Annotated in this window: 16 protein-coding genes; 5 read left to right on the top strand and 11 right to left on the bottom strand. The window is 45.2% G+C overall.

Annotated elements, in window-relative coordinates:
* Position 1: 1 nt before the first annotated feature.
* From gmhB to C2758_RS09560, 8 genes are read right to left on the bottom strand one after another with little or no spacing between them, the layout of a single operon-like run.
* Positions 2–574 (bottom strand): D-glycero-beta-D-manno-heptose 1,7-bisphosphate 7-phosphatase, encoded by a 573-nt coding sequence (gene gmhB / locus C2758_RS09595; protein WP_215328034.1) that lies wholly within the window; start codon positions 572–574, stop codon positions 2–4.
* Positions 571–2,709: a glycine--tRNA ligase subunit beta gene (glyS, locus tag C2758_RS09590; RefSeq protein ID WP_215328033.1), complete on the bottom strand. Its 2,139-nt coding sequence runs from the start codon at positions 2,707–2,709 to the stop codon at positions 571–573. The genes gmhB and glyS overlap by 4 nt, the downstream gene beginning before the upstream one ends.
* 16 nt (positions 2,710–2,725) lie before the next feature.
* Complete coding sequence (gene glyQ / locus C2758_RS09585; RefSeq protein ID WP_215328032.1) at positions 2,726–3,610, bottom strand: glycine--tRNA ligase subunit alpha; 885 nt, start codon at positions 3,608–3,610, stop codon at positions 2,726–2,728.
* A gap of 60 nt (positions 3,611–3,670) precedes the next feature.
* Positions 3,671–5,197, bottom strand: coding sequence for an apolipoprotein N-acyltransferase (gene lnt / locus C2758_RS09580; RefSeq protein WP_251369191.1), 1,527 nt, complete (start codon positions 5,195–5,197; stop codon positions 3,671–3,673).
* A gap of 8 nt (positions 5,198–5,205) precedes the next feature.
* On the bottom strand, positions 5,206–6,045 hold the full coding sequence (locus C2758_RS09575) for an HlyC/CorC family transporter (protein ID WP_215328030.1): 840 nt from the start codon (positions 6,043–6,045) through the stop codon (positions 5,206–5,208).
* Between the two features lie 56 nt (positions 6,046–6,101).
* Positions 6,102–6,578, bottom strand: a complete 477-nt coding sequence (gene ybeY, locus C2758_RS09570; protein WP_215328028.1) for an rRNA maturation RNase YbeY — start codon at positions 6,576–6,578, stop codon at positions 6,102–6,104.
* A gap of 1 nt (position 6,579) precedes the next feature.
* The gene (gene miaB, locus C2758_RS09565; RefSeq protein WP_215328027.1) at positions 6,580–7,938 is read right to left on the bottom strand and encodes a tRNA (N6-isopentenyl adenosine(37)-C2)-methylthiotransferase MiaB; all 1,359 of its coding nucleotides are present in this window, start codon (positions 7,936–7,938) and stop codon (positions 6,580–6,582) included.
* A gap of 57 nt (positions 7,939–7,995) precedes the next feature.
* The gene (locus tag C2758_RS09560) at positions 7,996–9,258 is read right to left on the bottom strand and encodes a putative Na+/H+ antiporter (RefSeq protein WP_215328026.1); all 1,263 of its coding nucleotides are present in this window, start codon (positions 9,256–9,258) and stop codon (positions 7,996–7,998) included.
* An 81-nt stretch (positions 9,259–9,339) separates the two neighbouring features.
* Between C2758_RS09560 and C2758_RS09555 the strand changes: the two genes are divergently transcribed.
* Both C2758_RS09555 and htpG read left to right on the top strand, forming a co-directional pair.
* Positions 9,340–9,750, top strand: coding sequence for a rhodanese-like domain-containing protein (locus tag C2758_RS09555; RefSeq protein WP_215328025.1), 411 nt, complete (start codon positions 9,340–9,342; stop codon positions 9,748–9,750).
* Between the two features lie 91 nt (positions 9,751–9,841).
* Positions 9,842–11,743 carry a molecular chaperone HtpG gene (htpG, locus tag C2758_RS09550; RefSeq protein ID WP_215328024.1) on the top strand — a complete coding sequence of 634 codons (1,902 nt, stop codon included), beginning with the start codon at positions 9,842–9,844 and terminating at the stop codon, positions 11,741–11,743.
* Between the two features lie 102 nt (positions 11,744–11,845).
* Here htpG and C2758_RS09545 read toward each other — a convergent pair whose 3' ends face one another.
* Both C2758_RS09545 and C2758_RS09540 read right to left on the bottom strand, forming a co-directional pair.
* Positions 11,846–12,133, bottom strand: coding sequence for a glycine zipper domain-containing protein (locus C2758_RS09545; protein ID WP_215308449.1), 288 nt, complete (start codon positions 12,131–12,133; stop codon positions 11,846–11,848).
* A gap of 47 nt (positions 12,134–12,180) precedes the next feature.
* The gene (locus tag C2758_RS09540) at positions 12,181–12,543 is read right to left on the bottom strand and encodes a Rap1a/Tai family immunity protein (RefSeq protein ID WP_215328023.1); all 363 of its coding nucleotides are present in this window, start codon (positions 12,541–12,543) and stop codon (positions 12,181–12,183) included.
* 122 nt (positions 12,544–12,665) lie between these two features.
* Between C2758_RS09540 and C2758_RS09535 the strand changes: the two genes are divergently transcribed.
* From C2758_RS09535 to C2758_RS09525, 3 genes are read left to right on the top strand one after another with little or no spacing between them, the layout of a single operon-like run.
* Positions 12,666–13,883 carry an ammonium transporter gene (locus C2758_RS09535; protein WP_371817720.1) on the top strand — a complete coding sequence of 406 codons (1,218 nt, stop codon included), beginning with the start codon at positions 12,666–12,668 and terminating at the stop codon, positions 13,881–13,883.
* Positions 13,884–13,918: 35 nt separating this feature from the next.
* The gene (locus C2758_RS09530; RefSeq protein ID WP_215328021.1) at positions 13,919–14,443 is read left to right on the top strand and encodes a gamma carbonic anhydrase family protein; all 525 of its coding nucleotides are present in this window, start codon (positions 13,919–13,921) and stop codon (positions 14,441–14,443) included.
* A 20-nt stretch (positions 14,444–14,463) separates the two neighbouring features.
* Positions 14,464–15,393: an AEC family transporter gene (locus tag C2758_RS09525; protein WP_215328020.1), complete on the top strand. Its 930-nt coding sequence runs from the start codon at positions 14,464–14,466 to the stop codon at positions 15,391–15,393.
* On the opposite strand, the gene maiA is transcribed toward C2758_RS09525, so the two are convergent.
* A complete protein-coding gene (gene maiA / locus C2758_RS09520; RefSeq protein WP_215328019.1) occupies positions 15,364–16,044 on the bottom strand; it encodes a maleylacetoacetate isomerase in 681 nt (226 codons plus the stop codon). The genes C2758_RS09525 and maiA overlap by 30 nt on opposite strands.
* Between the last annotated feature and the right edge of the window lie 80 nt (positions 16,045–16,124).

Raw genomic sequence — 16,124 nt, 5'->3', positions numbered from 1 at the left:
ATTAAACCTGATCTTGTAAGAGTGCAGTAGCAAATGCCATCAAATCTGCATGAATCTGCGTTCCCTCTGGGAGGCCACCTTTATCTAGGGTTTTATTACCCTTGCCAGTGAGCACTAAATGTGGACTAGCACCCAAAGTAACTCCAGCCTGCAGGTCGCGTAGGGAGTCACCCACAATCGGCACTCCTAATAAAGGTGTAGCACTTTGATTTTTCTTGTAGCGCAGGGCAATTTCTTTCATCATTCCCGGTAGGGGCTTGCGGCAATCGCATGCATTAGCATCAGTATGGGGACAAAAGAAAATGCTATCGATATGACCACCCAAGGGTTTAAGCAGCTTATCCATCTTGGTATGCATTGCATGCAGATCATTGATATTGAAATAGCCTCGCGCCAAACCAGATTGATTGGTTGCTACAGCGATTTGATAGCCCGCTTGATTCAGTAATGCAATAGCTTCAAGACTACCCGGTAGCGGAATCCACTCATCACTCGACTTTACATAGTCATCTCGATCTTCATTAATCACGCCATCACGATCAAGAATGATGAGTTTAGAAGAGCTATTGCTCATGCTAATTTGCCGAGGTCGGCAATCAGATTCATTTTCTGGTGAAGTTGTTGCAGGAGAGCTAGGCGGTTATCGCGCAGCTCTGGATTGGGGTCCATCACCATGACATCGGCAAAGAATTGATCGATTGGAGCACTTAAAGCTACGAGAGCTTTTAATAGATCCACAAACTGACGTTGCTCATAAGCAGAGGTCAGTGTTGGGACGAGCTTCTCAAGCGCTTCGTATAGGGCGATTTCTGCAGGAGCTTGTAAGAGCTTACTTGAGCAAGCTCCCGGAATAGTAGCGGCATTCTTTTTCAGAATGTTGCTGATACGCTTGTTGGCAGCAGCTAATTGAGCAGCTTCTGCCAAGGCGTTAAATTCACGCAAAGCAGTTAAGCGATCTATTAAGTCATTCAGTTGCGCAGGCGATTGACTCAATACCGCATCAATCTCTTCGATAGTGAATGGCTTGCCAGCAACGGCCTGATCACGCAAGTAAGCACGTAGACGATCAATAATGAAGGCGTAAATATCTTCAGCCTTCGCTTTCTCTTGAACATCTTTCTGGGGAAATTGTTTGCGTGCTAGTTCAATTAAGTCCGGCAGGCTCAGGCTAAGATTCTTTTCAAGTAGGAGCCGGCAGATTCCGAGAGCATGACGACGCAGGGCGTAGGGGTCTTTATCACCAGTTGGCGCAAGGCCAACACCCCAAATACCAACGAGAGTTTCTAGCTTATCGGCAATAGCGAGAATGGTGCCTGTCTGAGTTTGTGGCAATGCATCACCAGCAAAGCGGGGCATGTAATGCTCGCTACAAGCAGAAGCTACTTCCACATTTTCGCCATCATGGTTGGCGTAGTAACGACCCATGATGCCTTGGAGCTCTGGGAACTCACCAACCATATCGGTTAATAAATCCGTTTTAGCAATTTCAGCAGCACGGCTAGCAAGCATCTGATCAGCCGATAAAGTTTTTGCAATACCAACAGCAATTCCTTGAACACGCTTAGTGCGATCCAATTGATTGCCGAGCTGATTGTGATAAACCACTTTTCCTAGATCGGTTACGCGGGATGCCAGTGGGCGTTTTTGATCTTGCTGAAAGAAAAAACGTGCATCAGAAAGTCGTGGGCGCACTACACGCTCATTACCGGAAATAATTGCCTCTGGCTTATCGGTTTCAATATTAGAAACGATCAAGAAGCGGTTACGTAACTTGCCTTGCTGATCAGTCAGTGCAAAGTATTTTTGATTGGTCTGCATTGTCAGAATCAAGCATTCTTGTGGAACCTCTAAGAACTCTTGATCAAAGTGACACTCATAAATTGCTGGCCACTCTACTAAGGCAGTCACTTCATCTAAGAGACTATCTGGCATGAGTACTAAATCAGTGCCAGCGGCTTTTAATAACGCAGATTCAATAAATTCACATCGCTTATTAAAGCTTGGCAATACTTTTGCTTTAGTGCTGAGGTCAGACTCATACTGATCGGCAGAGGCAATCGTAATGACGCCTGGAGCTAAAAAGCGGTGACCTTCTGTTTGATTTGCTGCATCAATGCCCAATGCGCTGATGTGCAATGTTTGTTTACCATGGAGAGCGATGATGCGGTGCGCAGGACGTGCAAACTCAACGTCTGCTAGTCCACCATTTTTTTGTAGTACTTGGTAGTGCATCATTTTAGCAATGGGTAACTTACCCAGCGTCAGCTCGAGGGCTTGTTGTGCAGTTTTTTCTAATGCTGCACCTTTGGCAATGACATTGAGATAGAGCGCTTCATTCTTTCCCTCGCCCGCTTTTTCTAAAGTGGAAAGGTCGATATCTGCATAACCCAAAGAGGCTAATTTCTTTTGCAGTGGTGCCGTCGGCTTCCCATCTGCATCAAAGGCAATACTGGTTGGGAGTAGTTTTTCACGTACTGGATAGTCTGGAGCTTGGCTTAAGACATTGGTAATTTGAACAGCAAGGCGACGCGGTGTCGCATAGCCAGTCGCAAGAGAGTTTTCACTCAAGAGTCCAGCAGCTTTTAGAGCTGAATAAATGCCTTCACTAAAAGCATCGCCTAAGCGGCGTAATGATTTTGGTGGAAGCTCTTCAGTAAACAACTCAATCAGAAGGTTATCTGTCTGAGAGAGGGGATTCGGTGTACTCATAATTAGATCAAGCTACTTAGGCTTTGGATTGACGTTGGCACATCGGGAATCCCAATTTCTCACGAGACTCAAAGTAAGCCTGTGCTACTGCGCGAGAGAGATTGCGGATGCGTCCGATGTAGGCTGCACGCTCAGTAACCGAAATAGCGCCACGGGCATCTAGTAAGTTAAAAGTATGTCCAGCCTTAAGTACCATTTCATAAGCGGGTAAGGCTAAGGGCACTTCCATCAAACGTTTGGCTTCACTTTCATAGTTAGTGAAGTTGGCAAACAAGAGGTCGGTGTTGGAGTGTTCAAAGTTATAGCAAGACTGCTCCACTTCATTCTGGTGATACACATCACCATAAGAGATGCCATCCGTCCAAACAAGGTCGTATACGTTGGAACAATTTTGGATATACATTGCCAAACGCTCAATACCGTAAGTGATTTCGCCCAAAACAGGTTTGCAGTCAATGCCGCCCACTTGCTGGAAATAGGTAAATTGCGTCACTTCCATACCGTTGAGCCAAACTTCCCAGCCTAAGCCCCAAGCGCCTAAAGTTGGATTTTCCCAATCATCCTCAACAAAACGCACATCGTTCTTTTGAAGATCAAGACCCAAGGCTGCAAGCGAACCTAAGTAGAGCTCAAGGATATTTTCTGGTGCAGGCTTTAGTACTACCTGGTACTGGTAGTAGTGTTGCAGACGATTTGGATTTTCTCCGTAGCGACCGTCTTTTGGTCTACGTGAAGGTTGGACGTAAGCAGCTTTCCATGGCTCGGGACCAATGGCTCTCAAGAAAGTAGCTGTATGAGATGTACCGGCACCGACCTCAAGGTCGATAGGTTGCAATAGGGCGCAACCCTGTTGGCCCCAGTAATCTTGAAGTTTGAGAATGATTTGCTGAAAAGTAAGCATGATGTACCTGGCTAAGCCTTTGATTTTACATGGCTAAGCTGGTGAACTAGGAAATTGCGATTAGATGCGTTTTTGGCGAATCAGACCCAGTATGAGCAAGAGGCAAGAAAGGCTCAAAATAGGCGCGTTTCCCCAAAGTACGTAAGGTGTTGTGCCTGAGTAGGCCTGAATACTGGTCTTTAAGATGCTCTGGGTGAATTTGGGGAGTTCTGCCAAAATTTTGCCATCTGGTCCCAGTACTGCCGTGATTCCAGTATTGGTTGCTCGTAATGCAGGAAGACCGGTTTCTAGAGAGCGTAATTGTGAAAGCCGTAATTGTTGTGTTGGCGCTTGAGAATCCCCGAACCAGGCAAGATTTGTCATGTTGATAAAGAGGTTCGCTGATTCTTTGCTGTTACGTAAACGTGTAGCTAGTTCATCACCAAACACATCTTCATAGCAAATAGTGATTGCTGCATAGAGTGGCGACTGCCCCTCTCTGTTAATTAAGAAGAGGGGTTGATTTTGAGAGCCTCGAGAAAAGTCACTCAGTGGCACGCTAAATGCATTTACAAACCAACGAAATCCTGGGGGAATAAATTCTCCGAAAGGAACTAAATGCGACTTGTCGTAACGATAAGGTAGATTACTTGGACTAAAGCCGATTGCTCGATTGGAGAATTCTCTTCCATCTGCGGGATTAAAGTGCCGCCCCAAGATACCAAATAAAAGAAAGCGCTTATTGTTGATTGCAAAATCCTGTAAATCTTCTAGGGTGCCTGCGGGTAAATTGGTCTCAGGCCAAGGTAGGGCTGTTTCTGGGGATACTACCAAGTCTGCCTGCGAATCAAGCATTGCAGATTTATAAAACGCAATTTGCTGCAGCATACCCTCTGGTTTAAAGACCAAGCTTTGAGCAATGTTTCCCTGAATGAGCTCTACAGTAAGGGGCTCGCCAGTAGGCTTCGTAAAAGACCAGAAGTTCAATAGTTGGCTCAGTACGATTAGAGACGCCACAGAAATTGAACTGGCTTTGAAGTGTGATCTTAGGAAGAGTAATTGCCGAGATACCAACACTGCAAAAAATGTGCATCCCAGTCCACCTAAATATGGGGCGACTGGTGCAAAAGGACCATAGACTTGCGCTTCTCCCAGACCCATCCAAGGAAAGCCAGTAAAGAGTATGCCGCGTAAATATTCTGTCGCCACCCAGCTTGATGCTAGTAGAAGACCCGGAAAAAATAGTCCTTTTGAAAAATGTAATGTGAGGCAGGCACAAGCGAAGAAGATGGCTAGCAAGCCAGCTAATAGGAAGACTGCGGTGCAGGAGAGGATGACATTCATCCCACCAATGTCATGTAGGCTAATGAAGATCCACCAAAGTCCTAGTACGAAGTAGCCAAGGCCAAATGACAACCCTAGAAAAAAAGTACTCTTAAAAGAGGTAGATTGATGTCTTGTAATTTGCCACCAAATAACGCTGAGGATCGGAATCTGAATCCATCCACCCAAAGGTAGTTCCGCAGCACCCGCCAGTATTGCGCCAAGAGCAAATAACACTAGATTGCCGATGTTATTGCTAAGCCTTGGCAGTAGCCGATCAATCAAGGTAATCCTTAGTCAGGCTTTTTTGGGAGTTGTCTTGCAAGCAGAATATGAATCTGTCTTGGATCAGCACGCTGAACCTCAAATTCAACTCCGTCGATTTCGATCAGTTCACCCATCTTCGGTACTCGACCAAGATGCTGAATCACTAAACCAGCAACCGTTTCAATACCGTCAACTTCAAATTGCGTACCCAGGGTCTCATTAAATTGCTCGAGCTCGGTAATGCCTTTTACGCGAATATCGCCATTGTCTAAAGAGATTAGATTATCTGCCTCTTCATCAATATCGTGCTCATCTTCAATGTCACCAACAATTTGCTCAAGCACGTCTTCAATCGTAATGACACCTGCCACACTGCTGTATTCATCTACGACAATGGCTAGGTGATTGCGGTTGTCTTTAAAGTCGCGTAGCAACACGCTCAAGCGCTTAGATTCAGGAATAAATACGGCGGGACGGAGCCAATCACGAACCTGAAAATCTTTTTCACTGGAGTGACGCAATAAATCTTTTGCTAGCAAAGTGCCGATGACATTGTCACGAGTACCTTCAAATACTGGGAAGCGTGAGTGAGCGGCAGTAATCACACTCTTGATAATTTCCGATAAAGGCTGGCTAATATCAATCCAGTCGATTTGTGCTCTGGGAATCAAAATATCGCGAGCACATAATTGGCCCACCTGGAATACCCCTTCAATCATGGAGAGGGCATCTGCATCAATTAAGCCCTCTGTCTGAGCTTCTCTGAGGGTATCAATCAGTTCTTGACGACGTTCAGCTGGGCTGGTTGGCTGTGGCGTTAAAAAATCGGCCAAGCGCTCTAAAAGGGATTTATTGGGGTCAGGCATATATCAAGAATATCGCAGAAATAAGTAAATTCAATGAAGGAAGCCTTAAAGCTGCTTTAAATGGGTGCGTAGGGATTTGCAAAGCCTAAGGACTTTAGGAGCTTAACTTCTTTACCTTCCATTTTTTTCGCTTCTTTATCGCCCTCATGGTCAAGGCCTTGGGCATGTAAGCAGCCATGAATAATCAGATGGGCTAAGTGGGCTTTCATGCCCTTGCTTTGTTCTGATGCCTCTTTTTGAATCACAGGGAGACAAAAAATAATGTCGGCAGTCAAAGTCTGCTTGCTAAGCTCGTATGGAAAAGTAAGGACATTAGTCGCATAGTTTTTATTGCGAAAAGAAAAATTGAGTTTTTTTCCTTCAGCTACATTAACAAAGCGTAAGGTAATTAGGCCATTTAATCCAACTGCAGCTTTTACCCATTTTTTAATTGCTGCTTGAGAAGCAATTGCCGAAACTTTTTCTTTAATTGCAGCACTAGCAAACTGAATATCAATCTCTAGTTTAGAGGAGGATGAGTACTTACTTATCATCTTAATGCGCTTGCGTAGAAGTGAGCTCACTGATGAGATCTCCTCGGAGTGTGTAATTGAGTACTTCAGTGATGCGGATGTCTACGATTTGACCTATGAGTGATTCGATATCTGCATCTGGCGCAGTAAAGTGAACCACCCGATTATTGGTGGCGCGACCTTGCAGATTTATACCATCCTTTGCTAAGCCTTCAACAAGAACCCGTTCAGTACTACCCAACATGTTCTTGCTAATTTGATTTGCTTGTGACTCCACTAGTGCAAGTAAGGTTTGAAGTCGCTTGAGTTTGACCTCATAAGGGGTGTCATCGCTCAAATTAGCGGCGGGTGTGCCAGGGCGCGCGCTGAAGATAAAGCAAAAGCTATTATCAAAATTGAGTTCTTCAACCATCTTCAGAAGTTTTGCAAAATCCTCATCCGTCTCACCAGGAAAGCCGACAATGAAGTCGCTAGAGAGCGTCAGGTCAGGCCTTGCGGCGCGCATCTTGCGAATAATACTTTTATATTCTAGGGCGGTATAGCCACGTTTCATTGCAGATAAAACGGAGTCGGATGCATGTTGTACTGGTAGATGCAAGTGGCTCACCAGCTTAGGAACTTTTGCGTAAACATCAATCAAGCGCTGGGTAAATTCTTTTGGGTGGCTAGTAGTAAAGCGAATTCTTTCAACGCCCGGTATTTCTGCGATGTATTCAATCAGTAGTGCAAAATCTGCAATCTCTTCCGTATTACCCATCTTACCAAGATAAGCATTTACGTTTTGACCGAGTAAAACAATTTCTTTCACGCCTTGTGATGCAAGGCCGGCCACTTCCGTTAATACGTCATCAAAGGGACGCGATACTTCTTCACCTCGGGTGTAGGGAACCACGCAGTAGCTACAGTACTTTGAGCAGCCTTCCATAATAGAGACGTAGGCTGAGCCGCGAGTTTGACGAGAGGCAGGCAGATGATCAAACTTTTCTATTTCTGGAAAAGAGATATCTACTTGAGGTCTGCCAGTTTCACGGCGTTGTGTAATGAGGTCAGACAATCGATGCAGTGTTTGTGGGCCGAAGACCACATCCACATAGGGAGCTCTACTAATAATTTGTTGACCTTCTTGACTGGCAACGCAACCGCCAACACCAATCAATAAATCGGGTTTGGTTTTCTTGAGCTCACGCAGACGACCTAAATCTGAAAATACTTTATCTTCTGCTTTTTCACGAATCGAGCAAGTGTTCAATAGAACCACATCTGCATCTTCAGGGGTGTCAGTCATGACCATGCCTTCATTGGCATGTAGGAGGTCGGCCATCTTGCCCGAGTCATACTCGTTCATTTGACAACCAAAGGTTTTGATATAGAGCTTTTTCATATGCCGTTCTCAGGTTTATAGCTGGGGGCGAAGCTGAGATTTTACGGGATAAGTGGTTTAGAGCAGACGTAGGGCCAAAATTGCAACTATGGTTGGTGGAATGGCGGCTACCAATAGCAAGCCTGCGGAAACAGCTGCATTGGGGAAGTAACTGCGCAAAATAGCCAGTCCAGCAGGGTTGGGGGCATTGGCGATGACGGTTAGGCCGCCGCCTGCTACCGCACCGCCAACCAGGGCTAACTTGAATTCTGGGGAAGTGCCCTCTACTAACGAGCCTAAGTACGTGAGCGCTGCATTATCAGTAATAGCCGTTAATGCCAAGCTGCCATAGAAAACGGCCGTCGGGCTCATGGTTTCCAAGATGGGTTGTAGCCACCAACCTTGCAGTCCGCCGAGTACTACGAGTCCGGCCAAGAAAAAGCCAACCAATAAAGCCTCGCGCAAAATCAGCGGGTTTTGATGTTTAGGATAAGCCGTGGTGTAGCCAATAAAAAAGAGTAGTAACCACATGAAAATCACTGGGTCATGTGCAAAAGCGACGACACCCAGTAAGAAGAGTAGATGAATGCCTGTAATAGTGAGCGGAATGCGAACGTGATCAGCTTTGCTGGTAGGCTCAACTAATTGCTTATGAAAGAGCAGCGTTACGATTGTTGCATTAATAAAAATAGCGATCATCGCTTCAAGACCAAAGTTGGCAAACATGAAAGCGCTACTCCAACCCCAAGTAGATGCCACCATCAGCACTGGTGGTGCTGCAAAATTAGTTAGCGTGCCACCGATCGAAATATTGACGAACAGCACACCCAGGGTGCCGAACAGTAGCGGGGTCGAGCATTTATGGCGATAGACTAGATCACGCAGTAAAAATGCCGCCAGCGTCATTGCTGCAGGCTCAGTAATCAGCGAGCCCAACAAAGGTGTGATGCTCAGGGTCAAGAAATAGAGTGTTGGAGCTTGCTTGGTACGTAAGACGAGTTGAATTGCCTTGCCGAATTTGTGTAGCAGCTGGGTTGCAAAGTGCAAAATGGGTTTACTGCCAGCGACCACCATAATGGCAAAAACAAATAGCGGCTCGGTGAAGTTACGCTTGTTAGCGTACTCTTTTGCTGTGGCGAGATCATTGGCAAGCCACATAAAAATAATGAGGATAGCCGCCCAAAATCCAAAAACGATTTCTACTTCGCCAAGGAGATGCCATAAGCCAGCGTGCTTTGGAGATTTTTTAGCAAACGCCTCAAAATACGAAGTACAAAACGTATGTAGTACTGCGATAGCAAAAATAATGCTAGCACCAAGCTCGGTAGGGGTAAAGTTCATAGCAATATATTATCAGGGCAAAATCGCTATAACGCCCTTAAGAATAATCAAATAAAAGTATTAGCAATTTAGGAGATTTTGATGAAATTGAAATTGGGTTATCAAGAATTAATTGCCAATGCGATGGCACAAATTGAGACCGTGCCCTTAGAGCAAGCGCAACAATTTCTAGATGATCAAAATACAGTATTTGTAGATATTCGGGATGTGAGGGAGTTAGAGCGTGATGGCATGATTCCAGGCGCAATTCATGCGCCGCGTGGCATGCTGGAATTTTGGGTTGACCCAGATAGCCCTTATTACAAGCCAGTTTTTGGAGAGGGTAAACGTTTAATGCTTTATTGCGCATCTGCATGGCGCTCTGCCCTAGCAACTGAAACTCTTCAAAAAATGGGCGTGCCAGGTACTTGTCATCTAGAAGGCGGTTTTAGTGCCTGGAAGAAAGCCAAATTGCCTGTAGCGGAGAAACATTCAAAGCCACATCAGAGTTAAATTTCTCATGGCGTGGCTCTTGAAATGTATGAAATAAGCCCCATTTACTGGGAGTGATGTTCATTGACTAATGAGGGAAGAGGAAATACGCATGACTGTATCTAGTAAAGAAACTTTAGGCTTTCAGGCCGAGGTAAAACAACTTTTACAACTGATGATTCATTCCTTGTATTCCAATAAGGAAATTTTTCTCCGTGAGTTGATCTCGAATGCATCTGATGCTTCAGACAAGCTCCGTTTTGAAGGAATTGAGCATCCCGATTGGTATGGCGATGATCCTGACCTGAAGATCAAAGTCAGTTTTGACCAAGCTGCCAGAACCGTAACCATTGCTGATAATGGCATTGGCATGAGCCGCGATGAAGCCATTGCGAATTTGGGCACTATTGCTCGCTCTGGTACGAAAGAGTTTTTCTCAAAGCTTTCTGGCGATCAACAAAAAGATGCCGCTTTGATTGGCCAGTTTGGCGTAGGTTTTTATTCAGCATTTATTGTGGCCGACCGCATTACTGTAGAGACGCGTCGTGCTGGTCTGCCGGCGACCGATGGGGTTCGTTGGGAGTCTGATGGTTCGGGAGAATTTACAGTAGAAAGTATTGATCGCCCACAACGGGGAACATCGATCACGATGCATTTACGTGAAGGTGAGGACGATTTCCTTTCTACTCACAAGCTCAAGTCAATTATTCGTAAATACTCTGATCACATCTCTTTACCTATTCAGATGAATAAAGAAGAGTGGGATGCGGATAAAAAAGAACAAGTAATTAAAGATGAGCTTGAGAGTATTAATCAGTCCAGCGCTTTGTGGGCACGCTCTAAATCAGAGATCACGCAAGAGCAGTACGACGAGTTTTATAAGCACTTGTCTCACGACTACGAAAACCCCTTGTGCCATTCCCTAAATAGGGTTGAAGGCCGTAGTGAGTTTACACAACTACTGTATGTGCCCGCACGTGCACCATTTGATTTGTGGGATCGTAATAAGCGGGGCGGTATTAAGTTGTATGTGAAGCGGGTATTCATCATGGATGATGCTGAGCAATTAATGCCCATGTATTTGCGCTTTGTCACTGGTGTTGTTGATTCAACAGATCTTCCTTTAAACGTTTCCCGTGAAATTCTGCAGGAATCACGTGATGTCAAAATCATTCGTGAGAGCTCTACTAAGCGCGTGCTAAGCATGTTAGAGGATCTGGCTAATAGCGATGATGAAGCTAAGAAAGAAAAGTACCGCACCTTCTGGAACCAGTTTGGACAAGTGCTTAAAGAAGGTGTTGGTGAAGATCAGCCAAATCAAGAGCGTATCCTAAAGCTCTTGCGTTTTGCAAGTACACAGATGGATTCTTCGGATCAAACTGTTTCCTTGGCTGAATACATTTCACGTATGAAGGAAGGCCAGGACAAGATCTATTACGTCACTGGCGATACTTTTAATGCTGCTAAAAATAGTCCGCATTTAGAGATCTTCCGCAAGAAGGGTGTCGAAGTGTTGCTGCTCACCGATCGAGTAGACGAATGGATGCTTTCTTTCTTTACTGAGTTTGATAGTAAGCAGATGACCTCGGTAGCAAAAGGCGGGCTTGATCTCGGCAGTCTCAGTGATGAGAAAGAAAAAAAAGAGCATGAAGAAACTGAGAAGAATTTCAAGGACTTGCTCGATCGTATGAAAGCGGCCCTGGAAGACAAGGTGAAGGATGTGCGTGTGACTTTCCGCTTGACTGATTCTCCAGCATGTTTAGTCTCTGATGAGAACGAGCTTTCTGGAAATTTATTACGCATGCTTAAAGCAGCAGGCCAGCAAGCGCCAGATACCAAACCTATTCTGGAGATTAATCCAGAGCATCCTTTGCTCCTCAAGTTGAAGTCAGATGATCAGCACTTCAATGAATGGACTCAGGTTTTGTTTGATCAAGCTCTTTTGGCAGAAGGTGGTCAATTGAATGATCCGGCCGCTTATGTAAAGCGTATTAATCAGTTGCTACTGTCTTAAATTACTGAAGCCTTAAAGAAAAACCCGGCCTGCGTCACGCAAGTCGGGTTTTTTGTTTTGCTACAACTAGAACTCAATCTAGCTTGTAAAGTCACTTCAGTCTTACTGCGGAGCTTTAGCAGGTTGATTATTTTTTCCAGCGTTATATCCAGAGTTGTACTCAGAAGCCTGCTCTTTTTTGTAGGCATCGTATACGTAACCAGAAGCTGCACCCACTGCTGCGCCACCGACCGCACCCCAGATTGGGTTGCCGTGGAAAATAGCTGTACCAACTGCACCAGCAGCTGCACCGATACTGGCGCCAGATAAAGTACGTTGTTCTGTATTGCTCATATTGGAGCAACCTGCGATTGCTAGAGTTGCGGCAGTAATGGCGATCATTTTTTTCATATCAACTGTTCCTTCGTCTATAGATTGAATTGGCTAAATAATTTTGATTATTTTTTGGCGCAAGGGAAGCGTGATGCCAAGAACCCTAAGAAAACACCTGCTGCAGGTTTATCAGCAGTCTGTTGATTTGCTTGGCCAAATTTTACAAATTCACCAATGACTTCGTCACGTGACGGCGCTGGTTGCTTTACGCAAATATAGGGTTTTGCGCGCTGTGGATGGCGTGTAGCCAAATAAGTGTCGTAAATAGCGGTTATATAGCCTACGCAAAAGCTGCGAGATTCAGGACTTGCTGGCAATTTACAGACGTTAACAAGCTCTTGTGTGCTCAGGACCTGAATTTTTTCTTGAGCCTGGGCTAAGCCAGAAAATGCCCCTAAGGCAGCTAATAGAACTAAAACTTTTTTCATGGGTTTTCCCTTGGGTGTATGTAAATTTCATAATAAACTATATTCAAGGCATTAAATTGCACTAAATAAGTGCATTAATGAGCAAATTCGGTCTTAATATTCCCCATAATGATGCAAAAAACATGGGGGGTATTTCGGTGGAAACTTTGAAATCAGGCAGTGATGTCTTATTTATTTTACTCGGCGCAATCATGGTCTTGGCTATGCATGCGGGATTTGCATTTCTTGAGCTCGGCACTGTGCGCAAAAAGAACCAAGTCAATGCTTTGGTCAAAATCTTGGTGGACTTTGCTGTGTCAACGATTGCCTATTTCTTTATTGGATACAGCATTGCTTACGGCGTTGACTTTTTCTCTGGCGCTGAAATCTTGGCCGAGAAAAATGGCTATGAACTAGTCAAATTCTTTTTCTTGTTGACCTTTGCTGCTGCTATTCCAGCCATTATTTCTGGTGGTATTGCGGAGCGTGCGAAGTTCAATCCCCAACTGATTGCTACTTTTATTCTGGTGGGTTTCATTTACCCCTTCTTCGAAGGTATTGCCTGGAATCAGCATTACGGTATTCAAGCGTGGATTAAGACGCTGACCGGTGAGGAGTTTCATGACTTTGCGGGATCGGTTGTGGTGCACGCGGTAGGTGGTTGGATCGCTTTGCCAGCCGTCATTCTCTTAGGCGCTCGTCGTGGTCGCTATACCAAGGATGGCAACGTTGCGGCGCATCCGCCATCTAGCATTCCATTCTTGGCGTTGGGCGCTTGGATTTTGGCGGTAGGTTGGTTTGGATTTAACGTCATGAGTGCACAGACGATAGATAAGATCAGTGGTTTAGTGGCCATGAATTCCCTCATGGCGATGGTTGGTGGCACTTTGGCTGCATGGGTGATTGGTCGCAATGATCCAGGCTTTACTTACAACGGGCCTTTAGCTGGCTTAGTAGCAGTTTGTGCTGGCTCAGATTTAATGCACCCGATGGGCGCTTTGGTCGTTGGCTTAATTGCTGGCGCCCTATTTGTTTATATGTTTACCTTAGTACAAAATCGCTGGAAGATTGATGACGTTTTGGGCGTCTGGCCACTACATGGTTTATGCGGTTTATGGGGTGGCTTGGCTGCGGGCATTTTTGGTACAAAAGCGCTGGGCGGTCTTGGTGGAGTGACTTTCCTAGGGCAGTTAATTGGTACTGGTTTAGGTGTTGCGATCGCTCTCATCAGTGGTTTCGTGGTCTATGGCGTACTTAAAGCTGTCTTAGGTATTCGGATGTCACAAGAAGAAGAGTACGAAGGTGCTGACTTAAGTATTCACCGGATTTCTGCAAGTCCGGATCGTGAGTCGAACTGGTAGGCTGTCATAAATATAGCCATTACCTATAATGGGTCATGGCTATATTTGAACTAGATGGAAATGCTCCCCGCTTAGACGATGGAGCCTGGGTTGCGCAGAGCGCAGAAGTGATTGGTAAAGTCGAGCTTCACAAAAAAGCGAGTGTGTGGCCCAAGGTCGTGATCCGTGGCGACAACGATCTGATACAAATTGGCGAGGGCAGTAATGTGCAAGATGCATCTATCTTGCATACTGACCCTGGCTATCCCCTCATCCTTGGTAAGTACGTTACCGTTGGACATCAAGTGATGCTCCATGGTTGCCAAATTGGTGATGGCAGTTTGATTGGGATTGGTGCCGTGATTTTGAATGGCGTCAAAATTGGTAAGAACTGTTTAGTGGGTGCCGGAGCGTTGGTTACAGAAGGCAAAGAATTTCCGGATGGCTCGATGATTTTGGGCTCACCCGCTAAAGCAGTGAAGACGTTGACCCCAGAGCAAATTGCTGGCATCGAAGATATTGCTGGTCGTTATGTCAAAAATGCACAGCGATATCAGCAGACTCTGAAGAAAATTTCCTGATCTAAAAAAGCCCATCTAAATTGTTCTACGTTTTTAATGTTGTCTTTCCGGTATTTGCCCTTATTTTGATTGGCTATGCTTGTGGACGTACGGGCAAATTAGGTGGGAGTGCATCCATCGAGTTAAACCGCTTTGTCGTATGGCTTGCACTACCTGCGCAGTTATTTAGTTTTGCCTCCAGTAGTGGTTGGCAAACGCTGTGGCAACCAGGATTCATTGCTGCTTTTTTTCTGAGTTGCTTACTAGTATTTATTTTGGTGTTGATAGTCAGCTGGGTTCGCAAGCGAGATTTAGCGGCCGCCAGTTTTTCAGGTTTGAGTGCTTCTTACTCCAATACGGGATACATGGGGATTCCGCTCTGTGTTTTGGCGCTTGGCCAAGATGGTTTGGCGCCAGCAATCATTGCGACCTTTATTGTTTTTGTAATGTTTGCCATCGCAACCGTCCTGATTGAGGTTGGCATACAGTCTCATAAAAAATCCCATGAGATTGTCTGGAGCGTGCTGAAGTCGCTCTGTACCAATCCACTATTGATTGCCCCGGTGGCAGGTTTGTTATGGTCGTCTACAGATTTGCTTTTATATGAGCCATTAGCCCAAGTCATTACTTTCTTGGCTGCAGCTGCAACACCTTGTGCATTGGTTTCTATTGGCCTGTTTTTGATACAAAAAGAAGAGTCAGCGCCGCAGCAGGCGTGGGGTATTAGCGTCGCAAAACTCATTATTCAGCCGATAGTCGCTTGGTTGATTGCTGGGCCAATCTTGGATTTGCCGAACTTATGGGTGAGTGCTGTAGTGATACTAGCTGCACTACCCACGGGCACAGGCCCATTCATGTTGGCTCAGTATTACAACGCAGATGGTCGAATTATTTCTCGAGTGGTGCTCTTAACTACAGCGGGATCTTTGCTTACGCTATCTTTATTCCTGTGGTGGAGTAAAGGGGTTTAATCCCTCAGCATCGATTTGCTTTTCCCAAGAGGCATCAATAAATGCAGGCAGCGTCATACATTGATGAAATATTTTCATGAGTGTTGGGTAACTCGTCATATCGATCTTTGCGCTGAGTGCATTAAAAATTTGCGGCACTAGGCAAATATCAATCAAGCCAGGCTGATCTCCACAAGCAAAACGACCCACCCTCGTATCTACGCTTAATTGTTTTTCCAGACTTTCTAAACCCAGCACCATCCAATGATGACTCCAGGCATCTTTTGCTTCTGAGCTCACGCCTAAAGTTTTCATGAGATAGCGCAACACCCTCAAATTATTCAGTGGATGAATTTCCATGGCGATATCCATGGCTACTGAACGTACCCACGCTCGATCGATTGCAGTTTGAGGTAGTAGCGGAGGATTTGATTGAATCTCCTCTAAATATTCAATGATGGCAAGCGATTGGTGAATAGTATGAGAACCATCGGTAAACAGAGGGACTAGGCGATTGGGATTTTTAATGGCATATTCACCAGCAGTTTGGGCGCCTCCACTTTTAACAATGTGAATTGGAATCACCTCGTAATCCAGACCCTTTAAATTGAGTGCGATACGTACTCTAAAGGCTGCCGAGCTACGCCAAAAGCTATAAAGCTGAGTTTTCATAAAAGATTCCTTAATGGCATTACCCTCAGTATATAAAGGGCTTGATTCAGAGATTGGTGTTGGTGATTTAGACTAGTCAG

The organism is Polynucleobacter sp. AP-Sving-400A-A2, assembly GCF_018688155.1.
Lineage (GTDB): Bacteria > Pseudomonadota > Gammaproteobacteria > Burkholderiales > Burkholderiaceae > Polynucleobacter.
Note: the sequence above shows the minus strand (reverse complement) of the source record. Positions and strands in the feature narration are given on the sequence as shown.